23 protein-coding genes are annotated in these 25,397 nt (G+C 71.9%); 14 read left to right on the top strand and 9 right to left on the bottom strand.

What is annotated here, in order from left to right:
- Positions 1-930, bottom strand: coding sequence for a diacylglycerol/lipid kinase family protein (locus tag ACQEVJ_RS13875; protein ID WP_433100863.1), 930 nt, complete (start codon positions 928-930; stop codon positions 1-3).
- A gap of 117 nt (positions 931-1,047) precedes the next feature.
- Positions 1,048-3,801 (bottom strand): immune inhibitor A domain-containing protein, encoded by a 2,754-nt coding sequence (locus tag ACQEVJ_RS13870; protein ID WP_433100861.1) that lies wholly within the window; start codon positions 3,799-3,801, stop codon positions 1,048-1,050.
- A gap of 197 nt (positions 3,802-3,998) precedes the next feature.
- Between ACQEVJ_RS13870 and ACQEVJ_RS13865 the strand changes: the two genes are divergently transcribed.
- From ACQEVJ_RS13865 to ACQEVJ_RS13830, 8 genes are all read left to right on the top strand, one after another.
- Entirely contained in the window at positions 3,999-5,339 is a 1,341-nt protein-coding gene (locus ACQEVJ_RS13865; RefSeq protein ID WP_433100859.1) for an FAD-binding oxidoreductase, read from the top strand.
- 53 nt (positions 5,340-5,392) lie between these two features.
- Positions 5,393-7,216, top strand: a complete 1,824-nt coding sequence (locus tag ACQEVJ_RS13860; protein WP_433100857.1) for a protein kinase domain-containing protein — start codon at positions 5,393-5,395, stop codon at positions 7,214-7,216.
- A gap of 105 nt (positions 7,217-7,321) precedes the next feature.
- The gene (locus tag ACQEVJ_RS13855) at positions 7,322-8,920 is read left to right on the top strand and encodes an acyl-CoA carboxylase subunit beta (RefSeq protein ID WP_433100855.1); all 1,599 of its coding nucleotides are present in this window, start codon (positions 7,322-7,324) and stop codon (positions 8,918-8,920) included.
- Positions 8,921-9,032: 112 nt separating this feature from the next.
- Complete coding sequence (locus ACQEVJ_RS13850) at positions 9,033-11,168, top strand: biotin carboxylase N-terminal domain-containing protein (protein ID WP_433100853.1); 2,136 nt, start codon at positions 9,033-9,035, stop codon at positions 11,166-11,168.
- Complete coding sequence (locus tag ACQEVJ_RS13845; protein WP_433100851.1) at positions 11,165-11,965, top strand: enoyl-CoA hydratase-related protein; 801 nt, start codon at positions 11,165-11,167, stop codon at positions 11,963-11,965. Before ACQEVJ_RS13850 ends, ACQEVJ_RS13845 begins: the two co-directional genes overlap by 4 nt.
- Positions 11,962-13,719 (top strand): acyclic terpene utilization AtuA family protein, encoded by a 1,758-nt coding sequence (locus ACQEVJ_RS13840; protein WP_433100849.1) that lies wholly within the window; start codon positions 11,962-11,964, stop codon positions 13,717-13,719. The genes ACQEVJ_RS13845 and ACQEVJ_RS13840 overlap by 4 nt, the downstream gene beginning before the upstream one ends.
- 40 nt (positions 13,720-13,759) lie before the next feature.
- Positions 13,760-13,975: a hypothetical protein gene (locus tag ACQEVJ_RS13835; protein WP_433100848.1), complete on the top strand. Its 216-nt coding sequence runs from the start codon at positions 13,760-13,762 to the stop codon at positions 13,973-13,975.
- 67 nt (positions 13,976-14,042) lie between these two features.
- Positions 14,043-14,888, top strand: a complete 846-nt coding sequence (locus tag ACQEVJ_RS13830; protein ID WP_433100846.1) for a helix-turn-helix domain-containing protein — start codon at positions 14,043-14,045, stop codon at positions 14,886-14,888.
- Positions 14,889-14,946: 58 nt separating this feature from the next.
- On the opposite strand, the gene ACQEVJ_RS13825 is transcribed toward ACQEVJ_RS13830, so the two are convergent.
- The gene (locus ACQEVJ_RS13825; RefSeq protein WP_433100844.1) at positions 14,947-15,438 is read right to left on the bottom strand and encodes a TetR/AcrR family transcriptional regulator; all 492 of its coding nucleotides are present in this window, start codon (positions 15,436-15,438) and stop codon (positions 14,947-14,949) included.
- Between the two features lie 84 nt (positions 15,439-15,522).
- On the opposite strand from ACQEVJ_RS13825, the gene ACQEVJ_RS13820 reads away from it, so the two are divergent.
- On the top strand, positions 15,523-16,608 hold the full coding sequence (locus ACQEVJ_RS13820; RefSeq protein ID WP_433100842.1) for an FAD-dependent monooxygenase: 1,086 nt from the start codon (positions 15,523-15,525) through the stop codon (positions 16,606-16,608).
- A gap of 127 nt (positions 16,609-16,735) precedes the next feature.
- Here the strand turns inward: ACQEVJ_RS13820 and ACQEVJ_RS13815 are convergent, their stop codons facing one another.
- The 4 genes from ACQEVJ_RS13815 to ACQEVJ_RS13800 all read right to left on the bottom strand — a co-directional run bounded on the left by ACQEVJ_RS13815 (position 16,736) and on the right by ACQEVJ_RS13800 (position 21,558).
- Positions 16,736-17,152, bottom strand: a complete 417-nt coding sequence (locus ACQEVJ_RS13815; RefSeq protein WP_433100840.1) for a ferritin-like domain-containing protein — start codon at positions 17,150-17,152, stop codon at positions 16,736-16,738.
- 66 nt (positions 17,153-17,218) lie between these two features.
- The gene (locus tag ACQEVJ_RS13810) at positions 17,219-19,369 is read right to left on the bottom strand and encodes a glycosyltransferase family 39 protein (RefSeq protein ID WP_433100838.1); all 2,151 of its coding nucleotides are present in this window, start codon (positions 19,367-19,369) and stop codon (positions 17,219-17,221) included.
- A gap of 50 nt (positions 19,370-19,419) precedes the next feature.
- On the bottom strand, positions 19,420-20,592 hold the full coding sequence (locus ACQEVJ_RS13805; protein WP_433100836.1) for a glycosyltransferase: 1,173 nt from the start codon (positions 20,590-20,592) through the stop codon (positions 19,420-19,422).
- Between the two features lie 81 nt (positions 20,593-20,673).
- The gene (locus tag ACQEVJ_RS13800; RefSeq protein WP_433100834.1) at positions 20,674-21,558 is read right to left on the bottom strand and encodes a glycosyltransferase family 2 protein; all 885 of its coding nucleotides are present in this window, start codon (positions 21,556-21,558) and stop codon (positions 20,674-20,676) included.
- A gap of 294 nt (positions 21,559-21,852) precedes the next feature.
- Here ACQEVJ_RS13800 and ACQEVJ_RS13795 point away from each other — a divergent pair, with 294 nt between their 5' ends.
- From ACQEVJ_RS13795 to ACQEVJ_RS13785, 3 genes are read left to right on the top strand one after another with little or no spacing between them, the layout of a single operon-like run.
- A complete protein-coding gene (locus tag ACQEVJ_RS13795; protein WP_433100832.1) occupies positions 21,853-22,059 on the top strand; it encodes a hypothetical protein in 207 nt (68 codons plus the stop codon).
- Positions 22,056-22,304: a sigma-70 family RNA polymerase sigma factor gene (locus tag ACQEVJ_RS13790; protein ID WP_433100830.1), complete on the top strand. Its 249-nt coding sequence runs from the start codon at positions 22,056-22,058 to the stop codon at positions 22,302-22,304. Before ACQEVJ_RS13795 ends, ACQEVJ_RS13790 begins: the two co-directional genes overlap by 4 nt.
- Complete coding sequence (locus ACQEVJ_RS13785; protein WP_433100828.1) at positions 22,301-23,422, top strand: CU044_5270 family protein; 1,122 nt, start codon at positions 22,301-22,303, stop codon at positions 23,420-23,422. The genes ACQEVJ_RS13790 and ACQEVJ_RS13785 overlap by 4 nt, the downstream gene beginning before the upstream one ends.
- Here ACQEVJ_RS13785 and ACQEVJ_RS13780 read toward each other — a convergent pair.
- Positions 23,419-23,664, bottom strand: coding sequence for a hypothetical protein (locus tag ACQEVJ_RS13780; protein ID WP_433100826.1), 246 nt, complete (start codon positions 23,662-23,664; stop codon positions 23,419-23,421). The genes ACQEVJ_RS13785 and ACQEVJ_RS13780 overlap by 4 nt on opposite strands.
- A 117-nt stretch (positions 23,665-23,781) precedes the next feature.
- On the opposite strand from ACQEVJ_RS13780, the gene ACQEVJ_RS13775 reads away from it, so the two are divergent.
- A complete protein-coding gene (locus tag ACQEVJ_RS13775; protein WP_433100824.1) occupies positions 23,782-24,360 on the top strand; it encodes a ClpP family protease in 579 nt (192 codons plus the stop codon).
- Positions 24,357-24,953, top strand: coding sequence for a ClpP family protease (locus tag ACQEVJ_RS13770; RefSeq protein WP_433100822.1), 597 nt, complete (start codon positions 24,357-24,359; stop codon positions 24,951-24,953). The genes ACQEVJ_RS13775 and ACQEVJ_RS13770 overlap by 4 nt, the downstream gene beginning before the upstream one ends.
- A 3-nt stretch (positions 24,954-24,956) precedes the next feature.
- Here ACQEVJ_RS13770 and ACQEVJ_RS13765 read toward each other — a convergent pair whose 3' ends face one another.
- Positions 24,957-25,337 carry a helix-turn-helix domain-containing protein gene (locus tag ACQEVJ_RS13765; RefSeq protein WP_433100820.1) on the bottom strand — a complete coding sequence of 127 codons (381 nt, stop codon included), beginning with the start codon at positions 25,335-25,337 and terminating at the stop codon, positions 24,957-24,959.
- Positions 25,338-25,397: the final 60 nt, after the last annotated feature.

Here is a 25,397-nt window from a genome sequence, read left to right as displayed (position 1 = left end):
TCAGGTGTCCTCGAAGCTCTGCGGGACCATCACCCGGACACCGTTCGGGATGGTCCTGAGCACGAGCGGGGTGCGCAGCCGCACCTCGCCGTCGATGTCGGCCGCCATCGGCGGGTCGGTCTCCAGCAGCATCTCCTGGCCGGTCACGAACGGCCCGCCCGCGAGGCTGGTCCATCTGCCGGTCGTCGCCCGCACGAGGGTCTCCCCGAGCAGTCGCAGCCGCTTGCCCGAGCCGAGCTGGTAGGCCACCAGCTTGCGGTTGTCGATGCTGACGTCCCTGGCGATCTGCCAGCCGCCGTGGAAGCGGCCGTTGGCGATGTTGAGCTGATGGGTCAGCAGCTCGTGGCGTTTGCCGTCCACCGTGATGTAGGCGCGGAACGGCCGGTGCCTCGGCAGGATCGTGAGCGCGGTCAGCGGGTAGGCCGCCCGGCCGAGCATCCGCTTGACCCACGGCTTGACGGTGCCCGCCACCTCGACCGAGACGCCGAAGCTCGCGAGGTTGGCGAAGGGCCGGTCGCCGCAGACGCCGAGGTCGATGTCGGCCACCTTGCCCGCGGTGAACACGCCGATCGCCCCGGCCAGGTCGAGCGGCAGCCCGAGGCTGCGGGCGAAGTTGTTGGTGGTGCCGAGCGGCAGCACGCCGAGGGCGACGTCGCGGCCGGCCACGTGCTTGATCGAGCTGCTCAGCGTGCCGTCGCCGCCGCCGACCACGAGCAGGTCGGGCTGTGGTTCGAGCGCCCGGGTGATGACGTCGCGCAGCCGGGCCGGGTCGGTCACCGGGTGGACGCCGGTGAGCCGGAAGTCCCGCTCCTTCAGCAGCCGCACCACCTCGGCGTAGCGGCGGCGGCCTCGCCGGGACTTGGTGTTCACGACGACGGCGGCTCTCCGCTCCCGGTGGATGGCCGCCGTGTGATCCGCCTTGCTCCGCACGCTCACATGCTAGGGGCCGCCGGGCACGGGCGCGCATTCCGCAGAACCCGGACATGAGTGTGCCCGGCTGCCGTCCGGAGCGGACGGCGGCCGGGCACGGAGACCACCTGGAGGTGGTTACTTCTTCGCCGGGGTGACCTGGACGATCGCGCCCAGGTTGGCCGGCAGCGGGCTGATCAGCTTGATCTGCACGCCGAGCTGCTTGCCCTCGTCGCCGGGGTTGCCGGTGCCGAGGATCGCGCCGCCGATGTCGGTGCCGTACAGCTCCTTCGCCGGGGTGCCGTCCGCGTGGACGATCCGGGTCGAGTACTGCTGGTTGTCCTTGGACGGGACGACGGCCGAGGAGTCACGCTGACGGTAGTAGAGGCTGTCGTCGCGGACCTCCAGGCCGGGGTACCAGCCCTTGGCGTCCGTGAACGCCGTCACCGCGGCCTGCTTGCCGAACGAGGTGCAGTACTCCTTGAACGGCTCGCCCTCGACGCACTCCTTGAACGGGTAGGTGCCGACGAAGTTGAACGCCGCGTTGGACGACTGCGGACGGGACGGAAGGTTCTTCAGCGTGGTGGGGTCGTGTGCCGCCGCCTCGCCCGTACGGCGCAGCGGGTCGAAGTGCGAGTCCACGATGAGGAGCTCGCCCTTCGGGCCCACCGACGGCAGGTCGAACGTGCGGCCCGAGACGTCGTTGTTGGACACGGAGGTGTCGCGGTACCAGACGAGCAGGCCGGGGGCGTTGTACTTGACCTTCTCGACCTTCCAGGCGCCGTCGCGCAGCCAGGTCGTGTCGTAGGCGTACTGCAGGCCCTTGTCGAACCCGTCGAAGTTGCGCCACTCGGCCAGGTAGTACTGCGCCGCCTGCTCCTGACCGGAGTGGATGATCCAGCCGGCGCCGCTGCTGTCGGTGAACGTGCCCTTGGTGGCCGTCCAGCCGTTGGCGCCGCCCTCGACGTCGTCGGTCCAGACCGCGGTGGCGCCGTTGTTCAGCGAGAAGTCGTCGTTGAACCAGCCGCGCTGCACGGACGCCGCGTCCGTGGCGTAACGCAGGCGGATCTGGACGGACTTGCCCGCGAACGGCGCGAGGTCGACGTACAGGTGGTGCCAGCCGCCGCTCTCACCGGTGAGGCCGTACTTCTTGTTGCCGTAGTCCTTCAGGCGGCCGTTGGGGTCGGTGTAGTCGTCGCCGGTGCTGGCGAGGCTGCCGTCCTCGTTGTAGATCTTCTGCTCGGTCCAGGTGGCGCCGCCGTCGGCGGAGACCTCGAAGAAACCGAAGTCCCAGTCGGCCTCGATGCCCCAGTCGCTCCACCACCGGAACTTCGCGTCCGGTCCGGCCGGGACGTCGACGGTCCTGCTCAGCTTGTTGTCGGCCCAGTCCTGGTCGCTGTTGGACCACCACACGTTCGACCCGCTGTGCGGGGTGGTCATGATGTTCTGCTTGTCCGGCAGGTTGATCCGGACGCCGTCCTCGGTGCCCTTCGGCGTACGCGAGGTCTGGCCGACCGCGACGAGCTGGTTCTTGCCGCCCGGCTCGATGATCTTGGGGTTGGCCCAGCCGAGCACCCACTTGTCCCACAGGCCCATGTGGGTGGGCAGGGACTGGAAGATCGGCCCGGAGTGCGAGCCGCTCGACATCAGGTCCCAGAAGTCGATGTCGGAGTCGCCGGCGCCGGTGGTGTCGTACAGGTCCGGCAGGCCGAGGTCGTGGCCGTACTCGTGGGCGAACACGCCCACCCCGGCGTCCTCCGGCTGCAGGATGTAGTTGGAGATCTTCACGTTCGTGCCCGGGATCGTGTAGCCGCCGGCCACGTCGCTGGAGTGGGCCCACAGCGAGAGCGTGCCCTCGGCGCCGCCGCCGCCCGACTTGTCCTCGCCGGCGTGGATCAGCACGAGGTGGTCGATGACGCCGTCGGGCTCGTCGTAGTTGCCGTCGCCGTCCGCGTCGGAGGTGTCCTCCACGTCGTAGTCCGCCCACGGGAAGTTCGGGTTCGACTTCACGAGCGCGTCGACCGCGTCGACCGCCAGCTGGGCGGCGCCGCGCGGGTTGTCCGGGTGGCCGGTCATGTCCTGCGGGTAGGTGTGGCACTTGCCCGCGCCGTACCACGCCTCGGAGTGCGGGACCTTGATCCAGCCGACGGCCTGGCCGGTGACGGTGTAGGCGCCCTTCGACATCTCCTCATACATGTTCTTCATGGTGGAGCCGGAGATGTCGATGCCCTTCTTGCCGTCCCGGGGGTCGGTCAGGTCCGGGCGGACCCGGGTCGTGATCCCCTTGGAGGTGTAGAGCATGTTGTTGTAATGGGCGGTGTTGAAGTCGGCCACCCACATGGAATTGTTGTCCTTGCCCCCGCCGCCTGCGGTCGCGGGGTTGGGGATCCTGTTGTGCAGCGGGCCGTTCAGCTTGGTGCCCGGCGGCTCGGTCACGCAGTCGTCGACGTCGTCGATCGTCTTCGGGTGCGACCAGCCGGAGAAGTCGTCGTTGGCCTGGTCGTTGAACTCGACAAGCAGCGTGAGGAGCTTGGCGGTCCGGGTCGTCTTCGCCTTCTTGTAGATGAAGTCGAAGGGGTTCTTTCCGGTCCTGATCGCCTGCTTCTCGTGCTTGGCCAGCACACGCGCCGCGACAGGGTTGCCGCTCGCGAACTTGTGGTCGACGGCCTGCGCCAGGGCCGCGGTGCGCTTGGCCCCCTTGGCCGGGACCTTCTCCTCGGTCGTGGTGAAGTCGCCCTGCACACGCGGCGGCGCGTAGTTGATGTAGTGGTCCTTGGCGGAAGGCTGGTAGCCCGCCGTGGGCGCCGCAGCCGCACCAGCCGCCGCCAGACCTCCTGCCGCCAGCCCGAGCGCGGGCACGATCGCGGCGAGACGCCGGATTCTTCTGGACAACGAGATCCCTTCCCGTCCGGGTTCCCCGGACACCCATGCACAGCGCGCCGGGATGAGCGCGCATGCGGGACCTTAAACGAGGGGGTAAAGGGAGGGTAAAGAGGCAAACGGTATGGTTGTCAAAATGTGATCTGTACCGAAAACCGTTAATAATTCCGGATGGCACCCGATACCGAACCGTGCCGTAAAGTCCAGTTGTGAACGAGCTGACCTCCGCGCTCGCCGCGGCGCTGCCGGACGGGCGAGTCCTCACCGATCCCGACGTCGTCGACTCGTACGCCAGGGACCGCACGTTCGTGCCGCCGGGCAGGCCGCTCGGCGTGGTGCTCGCGCAGTCCCGCGACGACGTCGTGGCCACGATGCGCTGGGCGAGCGAGCACCGCGTGCCGGTGGTCCCGCGCGGCGCGGGCACCGGGCTCGCCGGCGGGGCGACGGCCGTGGACGGCTGCGTCGTCCTGTCCCTCGCGCGGATGACCGCGATCCGCGAGCTGTCGCCGCAGGACGAGATCGCGGTCGTGGAGCCCGGCGTCATCAACGCCGACCTCGACCGGGCGGCCCGCGAGCACGGCCTGATGTACGCCCCCGACCCCTCGTCGTACGAGATCTCGACCATCGGCGGCAACCTGGCGACCAACGCGGGCGGCCTGCGGTGCGTGAAGTACGGCGTGACCCGCGACTCCACGCTCGGTCTCGAGGTCGTGCTGGCCGACGGCCGCGTGCTCACCACCGGCCGCCGCACGATGAAGGGCGTGACCGGCTACGACCTGACCGGCCTGTTCGTGGGGTCGGAGGGGACGCTCGGCGTGATCACCGCCGCGACGCTGCGGCTGCGGCGGGCGCCGCGCGAGATGGCCACGGTCGCCGCCGAGTTCACCTCGCTGCGCGACGCCGCGGCGGCCGTGTCGGCGATCGTCGCCGCGGGCTGCCAGCCGTCGATGCTCGAACTGATGGACCGCACGACCCTGCAGGCCATCGACGACTGGAAGAACATCGGGCTGGAGCCGTCCACCCGGGCGATGCTCATCGCCCAGGCGGAGGGCTCGGCGGACGAGATGGCCGCGCTGTGCGGCGCCGCGTCGTTCGTCGCGGTGTCGTCCACGCCGGAGGAGGCCACCGAGCTGATCGGCATCAGGCGCCTGGCCTACCACGCCAAGGAGCGGCTGGGCCAGTGCCTGGTGGAGGACGTGTGCGTGCCCCGCTCGGCGCTCCCCGAGATGATCACCACGATCGAGGAGGTCGCGGCCCGGCACGGCGTGCTGATCGCGACGGTCGCCCACGCGGGGGACGGCAACGTCCATCCGGTGTTCGTGTTCGACCGCGGTCTCGCCGAGCCGCCGGAGGAGGTCTGGACCGCGGCCGACGAGGTCTTCCGCGCCGCGCTCGACCTCGGCGGGACGCTGACCGGCGAGCACGGCGTCGGCCTGCTGAAGAAGCGCTGGCTCGGCCTGGAGACCGGCCCGGTGGCCGCCGACCTGCACCAGGGCATCAAGCAGGTGTTCGACCCGCTGAACATACTCAACCCCGGTAAAGCTATCTGACCGCGCTGGTAGCGTTTGGTCCCATTATCAGGTTGCAGGGGTAATCGGGGGCGATGGTGGCGTTAGAGGCTGGGGATCCCGACCGCCTGGGCCCGTTCACGCTCGTCGACCGGCTCGGGGAGGGCGGCCAGGGGGTCGTCTTCCTCGGGCGCGGCCCGGCGGGCGAGCAGGTCGCGGTCAAGTTGCTGCACACCCGGCTGACGGCCGATCCCGAGGCCCGGGAGCGGTTCCTGCGCGAGGTGGCGCTGGCGCAGCGGGTCGCGCCCTTCTGCACGGCCCCCGTCCTGTACGCCGACCTCGCCGGTAACCAGCCGTTCATCGTCAGCGAGTTCGTGTCCGGGCCGTCGCTGCGGCAGCTCGTGGACCGGGAGGGACCGCGCCGGGGCGCCGCGCTCGAACGGCTCGCCATCAGCACGGCGACGGCGCTGGCCGCCATCCACCGGGCGGGGATCACCCACCGCGACTTCAAGCCGGCCAACGTCCTGATGGGTCCCGAGGGCCCAGTCGTCATCGACTTCGGGGTGGCCAGGGCGCCCGACTCGCCCCAGTCCACCGCGACCGGCGCGTCCATCGGCACGCCCGCCTACCTGGCCCCCGAGGTGCTCTCGGGTGGCACGGCGGCCGCGTCCGCCGACATGTTCGCCTGGGGCGTCACGATGGTGTTCGCCGCCACCGGCAGGCCCGCCTTCGGAGCGGACTCGATCCCCTCGGTGATCACCCGGATCCTGCACGCGCCGCCCGACCTGGGCGACCTCGCGGCGCCGCTGCGGGACATCGTCGCCGCCTGCCTGTCGAAGGACCCCGCGCTGCGCCCCTCGGCCGAGCACGTGGTCGCGCGGCTCACCGGGCAGCCCACCGTGCCCGTACTGCCCGCCGCAGCGCCGCCGCCTCCGGCACCCCACCCGCAGGCGCCGGGACCACACCAGCCCGGGTCGCAGGCGCCCCCGGCAGGACCGCACGGTCCCGCACCCGCGCCCGGGCCACACGCGCCCGCACCGGGCCCTCAGGGTGCCGGAGCGCCTCCACCGCCCGTACGGCGCGGGCCCGGCCCCGACGGGTCGAGGCCGCGGCGGCCGGTGCTGACGTGGACGGCGGCCGGGATCGGGGTGTCGGCCCTCGCGGCGGCGGCCTTCCTCGTGCCGACGTGGGTGTCCGCCCGGCAGATCTCCTCAGAGGACGCCCTCGGCCCCGCCGCGTCGCCCTCGGTGACGGAGTCCCGGGACGACGAGGTGCCCATCCCGCAGCCGTCCGATCTGGTCACCACCCCCGCGCGGCCCAAAACCAGGAAGTCCTCCTCGCCGAGTCCGGCGGCATGGCGGCCCAGCGCGAGCGCGAAGCCGGCCGCCTCCCCGTCGCGCACCCGCCAGGCGCAGCCGTCGCCCTCCCACGCGGTCCCGCCCCCGGCCGAGCCCAGTCCCGCCCCCAAGACCACTCCGTCCGCGGAGACCACAACGGCGCCGCCCAAGCCCACCCCGGCGCCGACGAAGACCACCGCGGCGCCCAAGCCCAGCGCGACGGCGAAGCCCACCCCGACGAAGACCGCGGCGCCCAAGCCCAACCCCTACACGGCCAAGGGCGTGTGCGGCAGCGGCTACTCCGTCGTCGACTCGCACTCCTACGGGCAGGCGACGACCTACCTGCTCTACAACGCGTCCAACGGCTACAACTGCGTGATCACCATGTCGAAGTACGTCGTGCCCGGGAAGATCAAGATGAGCGCCGTGCTCAAGGTCAAGAACGGCTCGTCGGCCAACGACTCCGGCTCCTACACGGCCTACGCCGGGCCGCTCCGGCTGCCGGCCAAGGGCACGTGCGTCATCTGGGGTGGCGGCTACGCCACCGCCGCCTGGAGCAGCGCGTGGTCACACTGTGGTTGATCCAGACGGGGCCGGGGCCGATCCGGAGGCCGGACCCGGCTCGTTGACGCGACGGCGGCTCACCACCGAGGATCATCCCGTGACAGAACTCGGTTCGGTGGTGCCATGACGCTGCTCGTGAGCCGGCTGGACACCTCCAGCGGCGAGTACGGCACACGGCGCGAGGCCATGCTGGCGAAACTCGGCGAGCTGGAGGCCGAGCACGCAAAGGCCGTCGCCGGAGGCGGGCCGAAGTACGTCGAACGGCACCGGGAGCGCGGCAAGCTGCTCCCCCGCGAGCGGATCGAACTGCTCGTCGACCCCGACTCGCCGTTCCTGGAGCTGTCCCCGCTGGCGGCCTGGGGCACCGAGTACCCCGTCGGCGCGAGCGTCGTGACCGGCATCGGGGTGATCGAGGGCGTCGAATGCGTCGTCACCGCCAACGACCCGACCGTGCGCGGCGGCGCGTCGAACCCCTGGACGCTGCGCAAGACGCTGCGCGCCGCGGAGATCGCGCTGCGCAACCGCATGCCGTACGTGAACCTCGTGGAGTCGGGCGGCGCGGACCTGCCGTCGCAGAAGGACATCTTCATCCCCGGCGGCCAGGTCTTCCGCGACCTGACCCGGCTGTCGGCCGAGGGCGTCCCGACGATCGCGCTGGTCTTCGGCAACGCCACCGCGGGCGGCGCGTACGTGCCGGGCCTGAGCGACCACGTCGTCATGGTGCGGGAGCGGGCCAAGGTGTTCCTCGGCGGCCCGCCCCTGGTGAAGATGGCCACCGGTGAGGAGTCCGACGACGAGTCGCTGGGTGGCGCCGAGATGCACGCCCGGGCCTCCGGGCTGGCCGACCACCTCGCCGCCGACGAGTACGACGCGCTGCGGATCGGCCGCCGCATCGTGCGGCGGCTCAACTGGCGCAAGGCCGGGAACGTTCCCGCCTCCGCCTACGCGGCTCCGCTGTACGACGAGGACGAACTGCTGGGAATCGTGCCGGAGGACCTGAAGGTCCCCTTCGACCCCCGCGAGGTCCTGGCCCGGGTGGTGGACGGCAGCGACTTCGACGAGTTCAAGCCGCTCTACGGGCCGAGCCTGGTCACCGGGTGGGCGAGCGTCCACGGCCACCCGGTCGGGGTCCTCGCCAACGCCAGCGGCGTGCTGTTCGGCGCGGAGTCCCAGAAGGCCGCCCAGTTCATCCAGCTCGCGAACCAGTCGCGTACGCCGCTGGTCTTCCTGCAGAACACCACGGGGTACATGGTCGGCAGGGAGTACGAGCAGAGCGGCATCATCAAGCACGGCGCGCTGATGATCAACGCGGTGGCCAACTCGACCGTGCCGCACATCACGATCGTCATGGGCGCCTCCTACGGCGCGGGCAACTACGGCATGTGCGGGCGGGCCTACGACCCCCGCTTCCTGTTCAGCTGGCCGAGCGCGAAGTCGGCCGTCATGGGGCCGGCCCAGCTCGCGGGCGTCATGTCGATCGTGGGCAGGGCCGCCGCGCAGGCGCGGGGGCAGGTCTACGACAAGGAGGCCGACGCGGCGATGCGCGCGGCGGTCGAGGCGCAGATCGAGTCGGAGTCGGCGGCGTTCTTCCTGTCCGGCCGGCTGTACGACGACGGGGTCGTCGACCCCCGCGACACCCGTACGGTGCTCGGACTGTGTCTGTCGGCGGTGGCGGGATCGCCGGACGCCGGCCGGGCCGGCTACGGCGTCTTCCGGATGTGACCGGCATGCTCATCGACACCATGCTGATCGACACCGTGGTCATCGACACCGTGCTCATCGACACCGTGCTCATCGACACCGTGCTCATGCAGATCGACGGGGGTGAGGGGTCATGATCGGGCGCCTGCTGGTCGCGAACCGCGGGGAGATCGCCCGCCGGGTCTTCCGCACCTGCCGCGAGCTGGGGATCGAGACCGTCGCCGTCTTCACCGACGCCGACGCGTCCGCCCCGCACACCGCCGAGGCGGACCAGGCCGTACGGCTGGGCGCCCCCCTGGCGTACCTCGATCCGGAGCGGATCGTCGAGGCGGCCCGCAGGTCGGGAGCCGACGCGGTCCATCCCGGGTACGGCTTCCTGTCGGAGAACCCCGGCTTCGCCCGCGCCGTGCTGGACACCGGGCTGACCTGGATCGGCCCCTCCCCCGAGGCCGTCGCCGCGATGGGCAAGAAGATCGAGGCCAAGGCGCTGATGGCGGAGGCCGGCGTGCCGGTCCTGCCGACCATCCCGCTGTCCGCGGACGGCCCGCTGGAGATGACGGCTCCCGTGCTGGTCAAGGCGTCGGCGGGCGGCGGCGGGCGCGGCATGCGGGTGGTGCGCGATCCGGCCGATCTCGCCGGGGCCGTCGAGTCGGCCCGGCGGGAGGCGCTGTCGGCCTTCGGCGACGGCACGCTGTTCGCGGAGCCGCTGCTTGAGGGCGCCCGTCACATCGAGGTGCAGATCCTCGCCGACGCCCACGGCACGGTCTGGGCGCTCGGCGAGCGCGAGTGCTCGATCCAGCGCCGCCACCAGAAGGTGATCGAGGAGGCCCCCTCCCCCGCGGTCACCCCCGAGCTGCGCCGCGAGCTGAGCGAGACGGCGATCCGGGCCGCCCGCGCGATCGGCTACCAGGGCGCGGGCACCGTCGAGTTCCTGCTGTCGGACGAAGGCTTCTTCTTCCTGGAGATGAACACCCGCCTCCAGGTGGAGCACCCGGTCACCGAGTGCGTCTACGGGGTCGACCTGGTCCGGCTGCAGATCGAGGTGGCCGAGGGCGCCCAGCTCGCCGCGTTGCCGCCGAGCCCGGTCGGTCACGCGATCGAGGCCCGCCTGTACGCGGAGGACGCCGGGGGCCGCCCGCAGAGCGGCGTGCTGCACCGTTTCGAGATCCCCGGCGTGGACAGTGAGTTCGGTCTTGGGGCCCGGCTGCGGCTCGACTCGGGAGTGGCCTCCGGCACCGAGATCGGCGTCCACTACGACCCGATGCTCGCCAAGGTCGTCTCGTACGGCCGGGACCGGGCGGAGGCGGCCCGGCGGCTGGCGGGCGCGCTCGCGCGGGCGCGGATCCACGGGCTGACGACCAACCGCGACCTGCTCGTGGGCGTGCTGCGGCACCCGGACTTCCTGTCCGGGGCGCTCGACACCGGCTTCCTCGACCGGCATCCCGCACCGGCCCCGCTCGCCGGTCCCGAGGCCGCACGGCTGTCCGCGCTCGCGGCGGCGCTCGCCGGGGCGGCGGCCAACCGCGCGGCCGCCCGGGCCGGCGGCGTGCTGGGCGGGCTGCCGAGCGGCTGGCGCAACGTCCCCTCCCAGGCCCAACGCACGGTGTTCGCCGTCGAGGACGGCGGACGCCTGGAGGTCGCCTACCGGCTGACCAGGGACGGGCTGCGGGCCGAGGGCTTCGAGGACGTCACGCTCGTGGCGGCGGAACCCGGCCGGGTGGTGCTGGAGACGGCGGGCCTGCGGCACACCTTCGAGGTGGCCGCCTACCCCGACATGAACCCGGGCATAGTGCATGTCGACTCCCCGCTCGGTCCGGTGCGGCTCACCCCGGCCGGGCGGCTGCCCGAGCCCGCCGCGCGCGTGACGCCGGGTGCGCTGCCCGCCCCGATGCCGGGTACGGTCCTGCGTGTCGAGGTCAAGCCCGGTGACGTGGTCGAGGCCGGGCAGCCGGTGGTCGTGCTGGAGGCGATGAAGATGGAGCACCTGATCGTGTCCCCCGCCTCGGGCACGGTGGCCGCGCTGCACGTGACGCCGGGCGCGCAGGTCGAGGCGGGCGTGCCGCTCGCCGTGATCGAGCCGTCGCCGCCCCCGGAGCCGGACGGCGGCCCACACGCGGAAGGCACCGGAACGGAGCCCGCTGCCGTGGCCGACACTGCGGGCGACACTGTGGGCAGCACTGCGGCGGACACTGTGGCCGACCAGGATCCGGGCGTGGCAGGCGGCCCGGAGACCGGCGCGAATCCGGGCGAGGAGGCGACGCAGCCATGAGCGAACCCCAGGAGACCCTGGTACGCCGGGAGCAGGCGGGCGGCGTGGCCACGATCACGCTCGACTCGCCGCACAACCGCAACGCCCTGTCGTCCCGGCTGCTGCGGCAGCTCGACGACGCCCTGTCGTGGGCGCTGGACGAGCCCGCCGTACGGGTCGTCGTGCTGACCGGCACGGGACCGGTGTTCTGCGCGGGCGCCGACCTGAAGGAGCAGCGCGGCGGAGGGGCGCCGGTCACCGCGTCCTTCCCCGACATCATGCTGCGGATCTGGGAGAGCCCGAAGCCGGTCGTGTGCCGCCTGAACGGCACGGCGCGAGCGGGCGGCCTCGGCCTGGTGGCGGCCTGCGACTTCGCCGTGGCCCCGGCGACCGCGTCGTTCGCCTTCACCGAGGTGCGGCTCGGGGTGGCCCCCGCCATGATCGCGGTCACCTGTCTGCGCCGTCTCGAGCCCCGGGCCGCGGCCGAGTATTTCCTCACCGGCGAGGTCTTCACCGCCGAACGCGCGGTCGAGATCGGCCTGCTGACCCGGGCCGTCCCTGAGGAGGACCTCGACGCGACCGTGGCGCACTACACCGGCATGCTGCTGCGTGGCGGCCCCGAGGCGCTGGCGATCACCAAGCGGCTCGTGCGGGAGGTGCCACTGCTGCCGGTCGAGGAGGGGTTCCGCGCGATGGCCGCGCTGTCGGCCGAGCGCTTCACCTCGGAGGAGGGGCAGGAGGGCATCCGGGCGTTCGCCGAGAAACGGCCCGCCGCCTGGGTTCCTTCCGAGGCCCCGGCCGGAGACGCCCGGCGATGACGGCGGAGGCCGGGCGGCCGGGACCGATGCGGGTCGCGAACTGCGGCGGCTTCTATGGCGACCGGCTGTCGGCCGCCCGGGAGATGGTCGAGGGCGGGCCGATCGACGTGCTGACGGGCGACTGGCTGGCCGAGCTCACCATGTCGATCCTCGCCGGCAACCGGCTCAAGGGCCGCCCCGGCTACGCGCGTACGTTCCTCACCCAGATGGAGCAGGTCCTCGGCACCTGCCTCGATCGGGGCATCAGAGTCGTCGCCAACGCGGGCGGCCTCGATCCGGCCGGTTGCGCGGAGGCGGTCTCGGCCCTGGCCGACCGGCTCGGGCTGCGCGCGGCCGTCGCCCACGTCACCGGCGACGACCTCATGCCGCCGGCCGAGCCGCCGGTCAACGCGGACACCGGCGAGACCCTGCGGGCGACCCCGCTCACCGCCAACGCCTACCTCGGCGGCCGGCCGATCGCCGTGGCGCTGGAGCACGGCGCGGACGTCGTCGTCACCGGGCGGGTCACCGACGCCGCGCTGGTCACCGGGCCCGGCATGTGGTGGTTCGGCTGGGACCCGGGCGACCTCGACCCGCTGGCCGGTTCCGTCGTCGCCGGGCATGTGATCGAGTGCGGCTGCCAGGCGACCGGCGGCAACTACGCCTTCTTCGAGGAGGTGCCCGACCTCGCCCGCTGCGGCTTCCCCATCGCCGAGCTGCACGCCGACGGGTCGAGCGTGATCACCAAGCACCCCGGCACCGGCGGGCTGGTCTCGACCGGGACCGTGACCGCGCAACTGCTGTACGAGATCGCCTCGCCCCGCTACCTCGGACCGGACGTGACCGCCCGGTTCGACACCATCCGGCTGGAGCAGGAGGGGCCCGACCGGGTCAGGATCACGGGCGTGCGCGGCGAGCCCCCTCCTGACACGCTGAAGGTCGCCGTCACCTATCTCGGCGGCTACCGCAACACGATGACGCTCGTGCTGACCGGCCTCGACATCGCGGCCAAGGCCCGGATCGCGCAGGAGGCGATCTGGGCGCGCGTCCCCCGCGAGTCGTTCGAGCAGGTCCACGTGGAACTGACCCCCATCGGCCATGCGGAGGTGGATCGCGGGGACGACGCCGGGACCTCGTTGCTGCGGATCACGGTCATGGACCCCGATCCGCGCAGGGCCGGGCGGGCGTTCTCCTCCGCCGTGGTGGAGACCGGCCTGGCGAGCTACCCCGGCTTCTACGGCCTGACCCCGCCGGGCGACGCCTCCCCCTACGGCGTCTACTGGCCCTCCTCGGCCGACGCGCGGGCCGTGCTCCCGGTGGTGACCGTGGACGGAGTCCGCGTCGAGGTGCCGCACGCTCCGCCGCCCGGTCCGGTTCTGGGCGAGCAGGCGGGCGGGCCGCCCGGCGACGCGGCAGGCGCCGCGGTTCCGCCGTACGCCGGGGATCTCGCGGCCGGCCCGGTCGCGCCGCTCGGCACGGTCGTCGGCGCCCGCTCGGGCGACAAGGGCGGCGACGCCAACCTCGGCGTCTGGGTGCGCGACCCCGCACGGTATCCGTGGCTCGCGGCGTTCCTGACCGTGGACCGGCTCAGGGAACTGCTGCCGGAGGTCGGCGACCTGCCGATCGAGCGGTTCGCGCTGCCGAACCTGCACGCGCTCAACTTCGTCGTCCACGGGCTGCTGGGCAGGGGCGTCGCGGCCAGCCCGCTCCTCGACGCCCAGGCGAAGGCGCTCGGGGAGCGTCTTCGCGCCGTGTGCGTGCCCGTTCCCTCGTGACTAGGATTGCGCGCGATCGCTGCGAAATGGGGGGAAGGACATGCGATTGCGCTTTCTCGGCTCCACGTCGGAGGCGGGGGCCTGCCCCTCCCTCTACGAGACCGACCGCGGCACGATAGTCGTCCAGGGCCTGGAGATCGTGGACCGCGAGGCCCGCGCCGACCTGCGCCATGTGCTCGACGGGGAGACCGCGGTCGAGGTGCCGAGGGAACTCCTCGTCGAGATCGCCCGGCGGGTCCTGTCCGATCGCGATTGAGAGCCGCCCTCTGGCGTGATCCGGCGTGCCGGGTCTACCTTGGACCGCACCGTGGCCGGAGGTGTGAGTGAGCGGTTTCCATCAGGCCCGCATGGACCTGGGAGCCCAGCTACGCCAGTTGCGGGAGAACGCCCGCCTGTCCGGGAAGGACCTCGCCGAGCGGCTGCGCTGGCAGCCGTCGAAGGTCTCGCGGATCGAGAACGCCCGCCAGACCGCCACCGAGGACGACGTGGCCCTGTGGGGGAAGGCGGTGGAGGCCGACCCGCAGACGATCGACGGCCTGATCCGGCAGGCGGCCGGCCTGCTGGAGCGGCAGGACTCCTGGCGGCAGCGGCACAGGAACGGCCTGGCCGCGCTGCAGGAGGACGTCCGCGACCTGGAGACGCGCACCCTGCTGTTCCGGGCGTTCGAGCCGGGCGTGGTGATCGGCCTGCTGCAGACCACCGAGTACGCCAGGCACATCTTCGGCAAGGTCAGGCGGGTGTACGAGTCCACCGACGACGTGGACGACGCCATCCGCGTCCGCATGCGCCGCCAGGAGATCCTGTACGACCCGACGCGGCGGTTCCGGTTCGTCATGCCCGAGGCGGTGCTGCGTTACCGGCTCGCGCCCCCGGACGTGATGCGCGGCCAGCTCGACCGGCTGATCGCGGTGACCACGCTGCCGAACGTGGAGTTCGGGCTGCTGCCGTTCGAGGCGCAGTTGCCGTCCGCGCTGATGAACTCGTTCTGGATCTACGACGACTGCATGGTCGGGGTGGCGACCAGGACCAGGGATCTGCTGCTTCGCGACGCCGAGGACGTCGCCTTCTACGCCCAGGCGTTCGAGGAGTTCTGCGAGGTGGCGGCCTTCCGCGACGACGCGAGGGCGCTGATCGTGCGCGCCCTCGACGACTACGCCCGGCCGCGCTGACCCGCCCGCCGTACGCGCACCGCGAGGCGCCGCCAGCGGCTGGCGAGCCTTGAGCCGGTCAGAGGTCGGCGGCGAGCGAGCGCAGCCCGGCGATCACCTCAGCGCCGCCGGGCGCGCGGTCCGGATCCACCAGCCATTGCAGCATCAGACCGGTCAGCAGGGCGAGCGGCACCGAGCCGCCGAGTCCCTCCCGTCCCTCGCGCTGCCCCTTCGCGAGGTGTTCGCGTACCTCCGGTGACCGCTCGGCCTGCACCACGGCCTCGAGTTGGGCCACCCACAACGCCCGGTGGCTGGTGAAGCTGTCGATCAGCGCCTGCCAGCCCTCCTCGGGTTTACCGGACGGGGCACGGGAGGCGAGTTCCTGCGAGAGTTCGTCGACCGCTTCCACCAGGGCCTGGGTGAGCAGGGCGTCCTTGGAGCCGAAGTGGTAGCCGATCGCGGCGTGGCTGACCCCGGCGGCTGCGGCGATGTCGCGGACGGTCGTGTGCGCCCAGCCGCGTTCGATCAGACACCGCTTCGCGCCGGCCAGCAGATCCTCTCGGTTTCCCATGCCGCGCAGCATACCGGACGGCTTGCCCAAATGGTTTATCCAACCGGTTTGACCATATGGACAAATCCACGCTACGGTCGTGCCATGACCACGACGAAGGTTCTGATCTCGGGTGCGAGCGTGGCCGGACCCGCCCTTGCCTACTTCCTGCACCGCGACGGCTACGAGGTGACCGTGGTGGAGCGCGCGCCGGATCTCCGCGACAGCGGCTACGCCGTGGACTTCCGCGGCGCGGCGTTCGAGGTGCTTGAGGAGATGGGCATCCTGTCCGAGGTCCGCGGACACGACACCAGAATGGGCGGCACCACCTTGGTCGACGAGGAGGGCGCCGATATCGGGCGCTTGCCCGCCGAGGCGTTCGCCGGCGAGCTGGAGGTGCCCAAGCGGGAGGTGACCCGCATCCTGCACCGCATCACCGCCGACGACGTCGCGTACGTGTTCGACGACTCGATCAGCGCACTGACCCAGCACGAGTCCGGGGTCACGGTCGAGTTCGAACGCGGCGCCACCCGCGAGTTCGACCTGGTGTTCGGCGCCGACGGCGTGTACTCGAAGGTCAGGCGGCTGGCCTTCGGCCCGCACGCCGAGGCGCTGCGGCACCTCGGCCTTTCCGGTGCCGGCTTCAGCACCGCCAACCACCTCGGCCTGCGCCGCAGCGGAATGCTGCAGCACGGCAAGGACACGGCGATCTACCTGTTCAGCGCGGGCGACCCCGAGCGCCTCACGGTCAGTCTCTCCTTCTCCACCGCCTCGCCCGCACTCGACAGGCGGCCCCGGCACGAGCAGGAGCAGGCGGTGCGCGCCGCCTTCGCCGGGCGCGGCTGGCAGGCGCCCCGGCTGCTGGAGGCGATGAGCGAAGCCGGCGACTTCTACTTCGCCTCGACCTGCCAGGTCCACCTGGACCGCTGGTCGTCGGGCCGGATCGCGCTGCTCGGCGACGCGGGGTACTGCGCCGCGCCGACCAGCGGCATGGGCACCTCACAAGCGCTGATCGGCGCCTGGACGCTGGCGCGCGCCCTGGCCTCGGCCGGCGGCGATCACGCGGCCGCCTTCGCCGCGTACGAGGCGGAGCTGCGGCCCTACGTCGCCGAGAACCAGGCGTTGGGCCGGGAGACCGCGGCGACGATGTTCGGCGGCGGCACCGGCCTTGCGGACGAGCACACCTCGTAGCGCCGCTCCTCGTGAACACGCGCACGTCCGCGGGCGTGCCGTGGAGATCGCCGCCCTCGGCGCGCGGCGGGCGCGCGGCCCGTCCAGGGCCGCGCGCCCGCGCATCTCACGCGCCTGTGGCCGTCCGTCACTTCCCCAGGGCGGTCTGCAGGTCCATGACGTGGTCCTGCGTCTGCTGCAGCAGCGGGCGCAGCGCCTCGGCCACGTCGCTCAGGCCGAGTTCCTGGGCCTGCTCCACGCGCTCGCGGTAGCGGCGCAGCTGCTCCTGCTCCAGCTCCAGGTCGAGCCGGAGGGCGTCGGCTCCATCGGTCGCCACCGGCACCTCGGGAACGTGGACGGTCGGCACGCCGCCGAGGAAGTCGATCTGCTCGGCCAGCGTGCTCGCGTGGTTGAGTTCCTGGCCGAGGTGCTGCTTGAGCTCCTCGATGATCGACAGGTACTCCGCGCCCTTGATGGTGGCCGTGTGCTGCACGTACTGCACGATCGAGCGGTATTCGCTCTCCAGGTCCTCGTTGAGCAGGGCGATGAAGCCCTCCGTGTCCATCTGAGATCGTCCTTTCGTCGGTCGGAAGGCCCATCACGTACCCGCTGAGGAGGCGGCCGAACGCCGTCAGCCCAGCTTGTAGAGCGAGGAGCCGCCGCCCGTGCCGCTGTCCGTTCCGCCGTACTCCGCGGCCTCGACCTGCGTGCCGTGCGCCTTCACCCATTCGGTGACGTCCGCGCTCGCGCCGCGGGAGGGCCCGAAGCCTCCGTCGCCGATCAGGATGTACTTGAGCTTCCCCTCGGCCACGTACCGCTGCAGCTTCTCGACCGTCATCGCCGGGTCGGAGCCGGTGAATCCGCCCATCGCGATGACCGGCTCGCCGGTGGACAGGATGAGCGACGACGCGCTCTGCGCGCTGTCCACCGCCACCAGCCAGGTGGCGCTCCCCTTGTTCCGCTTCAGGTACGCCGCCATCGCGGTGTCCATCCGGCCGCCGGGCCCGCGCATGCCGCGTCCGCCCGGACCCGTTCCCCCCTGTGCGCTGCCACCCTGTGCGCCGCCGCCCTGCGCGTTCCCTCCGGGTGCCTCGCCCTCGGGAGCCGTCGCGCCTCCCGGTCGCGTGCCTCCGGGCGGGGTCATGCCGCCGGGGCCGCCGAAGCCGCCTCGGCCGAACGGTCCTCCCATGCCCTGTGAGGGCCCCGCCGTGGGGTTGGTGCCGTTCACCGCCGTGCCCAGCGGCGTCACCGCGTACGCCGCGGGACCGGCCAGCCCGGCCGCGACCGCCGCGGCCAGCGCCACCGCCGTGATCCGCGCGGCCGTCCGGCCCCCACGCCCGGCCGGGTCGCCGCTCTCCGCGCGCTGTGCTGTGGAGGCGCGTGCAGCGGAGGCGCGCGCCGTGACCACCAGGGCGAGCACCGCGACCGCCGTGCCGCCCGCGACGGCCCAGGAGAGCCACGGCACGAACTCCGGCGTACGGCGAAGCACGACGAACGACCAGGCTCCGGTCACGGCGACCGCGGCGGCCAGGACCAGCCGCCAGGCGGCCGAGGCGCGTGCCGCCCGCCACATCAGCACGCCGCCGATGCCGGTCAGCGCGGCGATCGCGGGCGCCATCGCGGTCGTGTAGTACGGGTGGAAGGTGCCGCTGGAGAAGCTGAAGACGGCGTAGTGCACGACGAGCCAGCCGCCCCACACCAGCAGCGAGGCGCGCACCGCGTCCCTGGCCGTCCCCTTCGACGGCCCGGGGCCCGGCCTGGCGACCAGGACGAGGCCGCAGACGAGGGCCACGGCGGCGAACGGGAGCAGCCAGGAGATCTGGCCCGCCATGACGTCGTTGAACAGCCTGCCCGCGCCGGACGCGCCACCGAAGCCGCCACCGGCGCCACCACCTGGGCCACCGCCCATGCCGCCGCCGAGGGCACGTGTCACGCCTTCCGGGGCGTCGGCGGGAAGTCTTCCCGGGCCGCCGCCGTTGCCCGCGCCGCCGAAGATCCGGCCCAGGCCGTTGTATCCGATCACGAGGTCCCAGACGGTGTCGTCCGTGCTGCCGCCGATGTACGGCCGCGAGGACGCGGGCCACCGGTCGACCACGGCCATCCACCAGCCGCTGGTGACCACGAGGACCGCGCCGGCGGCCAGCAGGCGCCCGATCCGGCGTACGAACGTCCCCGGCGCGGCGTAGAGATAGGTCAGCGCGAACGCCGGCAGCACGAGGTACGCCTGGAGCATCTTGGTGTTGAAGGCGAGGCCCACCAGCACGGCGGTGATCAGCAGCGTGCGCAGGCGCCCGGTGCGGACCGCCTCCAGGCAGAACCATCCGGCCGCGACCAGCAGCAGCACCAGGACGGTGTCCGGGTTGTTGTCCCTGTTGATGGCCACGGTGATGGGGGTCAGCGTCATGACGAGCGCCGCCAGCAGGGCGGCGGCCCCGGCCGCGCGGGCGTCGAGCCCGCGCAACGCCCGCCGTACGGCGGAGTGGACCAGGGCGACCGACGCGACTCCGGCCGCCGCCTGCGGGAGCAGCATGCTCCACGTGCCGAACCCGAAGATCCGGGCCGACAGGCCCATCACCCACAGCGCGAAGGGCGGCTTGTCGACGGTGATGTACGACCCGGCGTCCAGCGCGCCGAAGAACAACGCCTTCCAGCTCTTCGTTCCGGAGTAGATCGCGGCGGCGTAGTAGTCGTTGGCGTACCCGTTGCGGCCGAGCGCCCAGGTGTAGAACACGGCGGCGAGGGCGAGGACGGCCCACTTCCCCCAGCGTAGGAGGGGGGTCACGCGGTCCGCCCCGGCCCGGTGGCTTATCGGGGTCACAGAGGCGAGGAGCGTCAACGGGAGTCCTTCCGGGGCGCGAAGACCCAGGATCGCAGGAGCAGGAAGCGCAGCAGGGTGGCGAGGCCGTTCGCCACGATGACGGCGGCGAGCTCGGCCGCCCGTGGCGCGCCGTCGGGCAGCGCGGCCAGGCCTCCGCTGGTCAGCGCGAGCCCGGCGACGAACGCGACGAGCCCGCCGAGGTGGTGCCGCAGAGCCCCCGCCCGTCCCCGTACGCCGAAGGTGAAGCGGCGGTTGGCCGCGGTGTTGGCGACGGCGGTGACGAACAGCGCGATCGCGTTGGCCGCCACGGGCGGCAGCACCGAGCGCAGCATCCAGAACAGCGCCAGGTGCGCCACGGTGCTGATCGCCCCGATCACCGCGAAGACGGGGATCTGCGTGCGCACCGACGTCCGGGACGGCGGCGCGGCGGGGGCCGCGAGACTCCCCCGGGCGACCCGCCACATGCCCTTGAGGTCGTCCACAGCGGTCTTGACGATGTCCACCCGGCTGTCGGGGTCGTCCACCCAGTCGACCGGCACCTCGTGGATGCGCAGCCCGTGCTGCTCGGCCAGCAGCAGCAGCTCGGTGTCGAAGAACCACGCCTCGTCCTTCACGGCGGGCAGCAGGGCCTGCACGACCTCGGTGCGGGCCGCCTTGAACCCGCACTGCGCGTCGGAGAAGCGCGCACCCATGAGCGAGCGCAGCAGCAGGTTGTACGACCTGGAGATGATCTCGCGCTTCGGGCCGCGCACCACGTTGGACCACGGGGACAGGCGGGTCCCGATCGCCAGGTCGCTGTGGCCGGTCATCAGCGGCGCGATCAGCGGGAGGAACGCGTCCAGGTCGGTCGACAGGTCCACGTCCATGTAGCCGACCACGTCGGCGTCGCTGGACTCCCACACCCGCCGCAGCGCCCGGCCCCGGCCCTTCTGGTCGAGGTGGACGGCCCGCACCCCCGGCAGCTCCCGCGCCAGCCGCTGGGCGACCGTCCACGTGCCGTCCGTGCTCGCGTTGTCGGCGATCGTCACGCGGAAGCCGTACGGGAAGTCGCCGCTCAGATAGGCGTGCAGCCGCCCCACGCTCGCGGCCAGGACGCGCTCCTCGTTGTAAACGGGGACGACAACCTCCACCAGGCGGGTCCTGCGGGACGCCCCCGCCGCCGGCCCGGAAACCATCGTTACGCTCATGGGCCCACGCTCGCGGGCCGGAATGGGACCGCTCTGAGGCGTTCATTAACCCCGGATGAGAACGCCCCCGAGAGGCTCCGGTCAGACGATCGGGGGGCGGCCCGCGAGGGTGAGCCGTGCCACGGTGGCCCATGACATGGGACGGCGCTGCCCGTGCCCGCCCTTCAGGCCCTCGCGCAGCCCACGAAACCAGATGGCGAGGTTCGCACGGGAACGAATCCGGACGATGCTGACCACGGTCCAGACGGCCAGATAGACGGGAATGAGCGGGGCCGGGAGCCGGCGGTAGGCGAGCCAGACGCGGTTGCGGGCGACGAGGCGGTAGAAGGGAGCGTGCCTCGCGGGATCGGTGGCGGGGTGGTGGATGACGATGTCCGGCGCGTAGTGGCCGGTGCGTCCGAGGTCCCACAGCCTCCAGCTCAGGTCGATGCCCTCGTGGAAGAGGAAGAAGTGGCCGGGCCAGCCGCCCGCGCGCTCGTAGTCGGTGCGGCGGAGGAGGACGACGCCTTCGGCCATGACGGTGATGGTGCCCGGCCGCGTGGCCGTGCCGGCGCGCAGGCGCGGCACCCATCGGCGCAGCGTCACCCCGGTGTCGGGGTCGGCGATGCGCGGCTGGATGTAGGCCGCTCCGGGGTGGCGGCGGGCGACGGCGACGAGCTGGGCGAGAGTGCCGGTGGTGGGCAGGACGGCGTCGTTGTCGAGGAAGAAGACGAACTCGCCGGCGTCCGGTCCGGCCAGGGCGTCGGCTCCGGCGTTCCGCCCGGCGGGGATGCCCTCGTTGACGGGCAGGACCACCGCGCGGACCCCGTCCGGCACGTGGTCGGGTTCGACGCCGTTGCCGACGATGACCACACGCAGGTCGACGTCCCGCTGGGCCAGGAGGGATTCCATCGCCCGTTCGAACGGCTCGGGCCGGTCGTTCATGGTGAGCACCACCACGTCGACGGTGGCCTTCGGGCTGGTCATATCGTGTCGCGTCTCCCCGGCGGGCGTGGCGCCGGCCATGTCACCTAGGTCGTGGTCTCGTCATGCGTCGTTCCCGTCGCGTTAACCCGCCCACACTAGTGGAGCACCGGCGCTCGAAACTCCTAATGGCACACCGCCGTGCATGTGGCGGGGAGCCGTTCGTCCGGCCACGCTGGGACTGCTCCACGGCCGGGGCACGGCCGGGACTCGGGGGAAGGCGGACTCGGGGGAAGGCGATGACGGTCTCCGGACAACAACAGGTGACCGATGTCCCGCCGACTACAAGGCCTTTGAATGAATGAGCCACACCTGGCCGCTTCCCCCGGCGTCGCCTCACCGTCGCAGGACGACGCTGTCGTGATCGAGCGGTCCTGGGACGAGCCTGAGCGTTTCGGCGCCGTCTTCGACGCGCACCACGCGGAGATCCATCGGTACGCCTCCCCGCCGTGGGCCGGCTGCACCCCGAGGCGGAGCCGGCCCCGGGCCACGAGGACGAGGTGACGGCGAAGGTGAGCGCGCAAGGCGTCAAAGGCACGCTGGCCAGGGCCATCGCCGCCCTACCGGCGAGCCAGCGTGACGTGTTGCTGCTGGTGGCGCTCGCGGGGCTGAGCTACGACGAGGTGGCGCAGGCCCTGGACGTCCCCTTCGGCACGGTCTCCTCGCGGCTCAACCGGGCTCGGAAGAAGCTGCGCAGAGCGCTCAACGGAACGAATCCGCTGCTTGATGAGGAAGAGACACATCGATGAACGAGCTGCATCTCGTACGTGCGGTGTACGACGACCCGCCCCCGCCCTCCGAGCAGGCCGCGGCGGCCGCCCGTGGCCGCATGCTGAGCCAGGACGACACCGCCCGGCAGCGCCGTCGCCGTGCGTGGCGCGTACCGCTCGGCCTGGTGGCCGCCGCAACCGCCGCAGCCGTGGTGGCGGGCATGACGCTCGCCACCGACGACCCCGCGCGACCGCGGACGGGCGTGCAGGCCACCCCTGACGCCCTGTCCCCTCGCGGAATGATGCTGGCCGCCGCCTCCCGGGCCGAGCTGCAGCACCAGGGCCGTTACTGGTACACGCATCAGCGCACCGCCTTCGCGGCGCTCGCGCTCGGCCGGACCGGCGGGTACGTCGTGGAGGAGCGGGACGAGACCTTCGAATGGACGGGACGCACCCCCGGCGACGGCAAGTCCTTCTACGGCCGTGACTTCGCGGGCAGGCCCCAGACCGACGCCGACGCCGACGCCTGGCGCGCGGCGGGTTCCCCTCGGAGCTGGACGGTGCGCTCGTCGGGGGTGAGCAGGACCGTCGGGACGACGTCGGGTTCCTGGCAGGCGGACGATCCGGCCGACACGAGCGGCGGCACGTTCAACATGGGCGGCGTCGGCCAGCTCACCTATCAGGAGCTCCAGGAACTGCCCACCGATCCCGGAGATCTGCGCACGCTCCTGTGCGAGGGCTCGATCAAACTCGCCGACGGCCGGTCTGGAGCGCCGAAACACTGCGGGGACGCCACAAGCGTGCTCGACAAGGTCTTCGACATCCTCGCGAACACGCCCGTGCCGCCCAAGGTGCGAGCCGGTCTCATGCGCCTGGTCACCGATTATCCCGGCGTGCAGCGGCTGGGCACCGTCACGGATCCGCTCGGGCGCACCGCCGTCGCCCTCGCGGCCCCGTTCGAGAGCGCGGACGGCCGCGGCAGGATCCAGCGGCAGGTGCTCTTCGACCAGCGGACCGGCAAGCTTCTGGGGAGCTGTGACATCCAGCTCGAACCCGGCCCCGACAGCGAGAAGTGGCAGGTTCCCGGCAGGATGCTGAACTACTGGCTGGTCGTGGACTCGGGCTGGAGCGATGCCGAGCCCACCCTTCCCGACTAGAGCCTGTTTCGCAGGTCTGGGCAGGGCCACTCGTCGATGGCGGCGATGTGGATGGTGGCCTGGTAGCGCACCACCGGCTTGTCGAAGCGGGTGGCCACAGCGCGGTGGCGTTCGAGCCGGTTGACGCCGCACTCGACGGCGTGGCCGCTGAGTGTAGATCCGCGGATCGAACGCCGGTGGCCGCCCGCCCGCAGCGCCCTTCCTCCGACGGCCGGCACCCGGTCCGGGCGCGGGCGTCCCACGTCCTGGCGCGGTCAACCGTACGGTCCCATCGGCCCGCCTGGTCCGCCCTCAGCAGACATATCGACAGTTCGCGGGGCTGCGGCGGATACAAAGGCGCCATGCGAGTTTCACCGAGCATGAGTTACCGGGATCGGCTGAACGAGAAGCTGTTCCAGCAACGGACCCTGCTGTTGACCGGAGAGGTCGACGACGAGATGGCCGAGCGGGTGTGTGCCGAGATGGTGTTGCTGGCCTCGGAGGATTCCGAGCGCGACATCATCCTGTACATCAATTCGCCCGGAGGGTCGGTGCTGGCCGGGCTGGCGATCTACGACACGATGAAGCTGGTCCCGAACGACGTGGTCACCGTCGCACTGGGGTCGGCGGCGAGCATGGGGCAGGTGCTGCTGGCGTCCGGCACGCACGGCAAGCGGATAAGCCTCGCGCACAGCCGGATCATGATGCACCAGCCGTCGGCCGGCATCGGCGGCACGGCGATCGACATCGCGATCCAGTCCGAGAACCTCGAGTACATGAAGCGGCAGTCCGAGGAGATCCTCGCGGCGGAGACGGGACGCACGGTCGAGGAGATCTCCGCCGACAGCGACCGGGACCGCTGGTTCACCCCTGAGCAGGCCCGCGACTACGGGATCATCGACTCCTTCCACAGCCTCGCACCGTACGCCGTTCCCAACCGGATGGGGTTCTCGTCATGACGCAGTACACGATTCCGTACGTGATCGAACGGACCCCGGTGGGTGAGCGATCGTTCGACATCTTCAGCCGGCTCCTCAACGAGCGGATCATCTTCCTCGGCACCGAGATCGACGACGGCGTCGCGAACGTCGTGATGGCACAGTTGCTCCACCTGGAGGCGGAGAGCCCGGACCAGGAGATCAACCTGTACATCAACTCCCCCGGCGGCTCGGCGACCGCGATGCTCGCGATCTACGACACGATGCAGTTCATCCGCGCGAAGGTCGCGACGTACTGCATGGGCCAGGCGGCCTCCGCCGCCGCGGTGCTGTTCGCCGCCGGCGCCCCCGGACGGCGGTTCGTGCTCGCCCACTCCCGCGTGCTGCTGCACCAGCCGTTCACGCAAGGGCAGGGCACCATCTCCGACCTGACCCTGCAGGCGGCCGAGGTGATGCGCCTGCGCGCCCAGACCGAGGAGATCCTCAGCTCCCACACCGGCGTGGACGTCGCCCGACTGCGCAAGGACACCGACCGGGATCGGATCTTCAGCGCTCGTGAGGCCATCGAGTACGGCCTGGCCGACGAGCTGATCGACACCCGCGGGTCGTCGTAGCGCTCACGCCGCCAGCAGCTCCACCCGTGGCGTACCGGACGACGCGCGTGTGGCGATCCGGCGCGACGCCGTGATCCGCCGGACGGCGCGGGTCAGCAGGTGCTCGATCGGCAACCCGAGCGCGTCGCACACCGAATGCAGCATCTCCGACGACGGCTCCTTGCGGCCGCGCTCGACCTCCGACAGATACTGCTTGGACATGCCTACCGCACGCGCCACGTCATCCAGCGTGCGGTCCTGATCCAGCCGCTCGTCACGGAGGATCTCCCCGTACACCTTCCGCAGCAACGGGTCCGCCGGGCCGTCGGGGATGTCCGGGCCGCGCTCCTTGCCGGCCCGGCGCGTCCGTATGTCGATGACCACTGATCGGCCCGATGCTGCCATACCTGGCAGTCTGGCACGCCCGGATCTCCGGCAGACCGTTTGTTCGCGGACAGGTGAGCG

Origin of the sequence: Microbispora sp. CA-102843 (assembly GCF_050936215.1) — a bacterium.
In the GTDB taxonomy this organism is placed as follows: domain Bacteria; phylum Actinomycetota; class Actinomycetes; order Streptosporangiales; family Streptosporangiaceae; genus Microbispora.
This window is presented reverse-complemented; position numbering and strand designations above follow the sequence as displayed.

Coding starts and splice junctions, on each gene's coding strand:
- ACQEVJ_RS13835 (WP_433100848.1), top strand. CDS start 13,760: ATGCGATTGCGCTTTCTCGGCTCCACGTCGGAGGCGGGGGCCTGCCCC.
- ACQEVJ_RS13820 (WP_433100842.1), top strand. CDS start 15,523: ATGACCACGACGAAGGTTCTGATCTCGGGTGCGAGCGTGGCCGGACCC.
- ACQEVJ_RS13845 (WP_433100851.1), top strand. CDS start 11,165: ATGAGCGAACCCCAGGAGACCCTGGTACGCCGGGAGCAGGCGGGCGGC.
- ACQEVJ_RS13800 (WP_433100834.1), bottom strand. CDS start 21,558: ATGACCAGCCCGAAGGCCACCGTCGACGTGGTGGTGCTCACCATGAAC.
- ACQEVJ_RS13795 (WP_433100832.1), top strand. CDS start 21,853: ATGAATGAGCCACACCTGGCCGCTTCCCCCGGCGTCGCCTCACCGTCG.
- ACQEVJ_RS13855 (WP_433100855.1), top strand. CDS start 7,322: ATGACGCTGCTCGTGAGCCGGCTGGACACCTCCAGCGGCGAGTACGGC.
- ACQEVJ_RS13840 (WP_433100849.1), top strand. CDS start 11,962: ATGACGGCGGAGGCCGGGCGGCCGGGACCGATGCGGGTCGCGAACTGC.
- ACQEVJ_RS13775 (WP_433100824.1), top strand. CDS start 23,782: ATGAGTTACCGGGATCGGCTGAACGAGAAGCTGTTCCAGCAACGGACC.
- ACQEVJ_RS13825 (WP_433100844.1), bottom strand. CDS start 15,438: ATGGGAAACCGAGAGGATCTGCTGGCCGGCGCGAAGCGGTGTCTGATC.
- ACQEVJ_RS13770 (WP_433100822.1), top strand. CDS start 24,357: ATGACGCAGTACACGATTCCGTACGTGATCGAACGGACCCCGGTGGGT.
- ACQEVJ_RS13860 (WP_433100857.1), top strand. CDS start 5,393: ATGGTGGCGTTAGAGGCTGGGGATCCCGACCGCCTGGGCCCGTTCACG.
- ACQEVJ_RS13785 (WP_433100828.1), top strand. CDS start 22,301: ATGAACGAGCTGCATCTCGTACGTGCGGTGTACGACGACCCGCCCCCG.
- ACQEVJ_RS13815 (WP_433100840.1), bottom strand. CDS start 17,152: ATGGACACGGAGGGCTTCATCGCCCTGCTCAACGAGGACCTGGAGAGC.
- ACQEVJ_RS13805 (WP_433100836.1), bottom strand. CDS start 20,592: ATGAGCGTAACGATGGTTTCCGGGCCGGCGGCGGGGGCGTCCCGCAGG.
- ACQEVJ_RS13850 (WP_433100853.1), top strand. CDS start 9,033: ATGATCGGGCGCCTGCTGGTCGCGAACCGCGGGGAGATCGCCCGCCGG.
- ACQEVJ_RS13765 (WP_433100820.1), bottom strand. CDS start 25,337: ATGGCAGCATCGGGCCGATCAGTGGTCATCGACATACGGACGCGCCGG.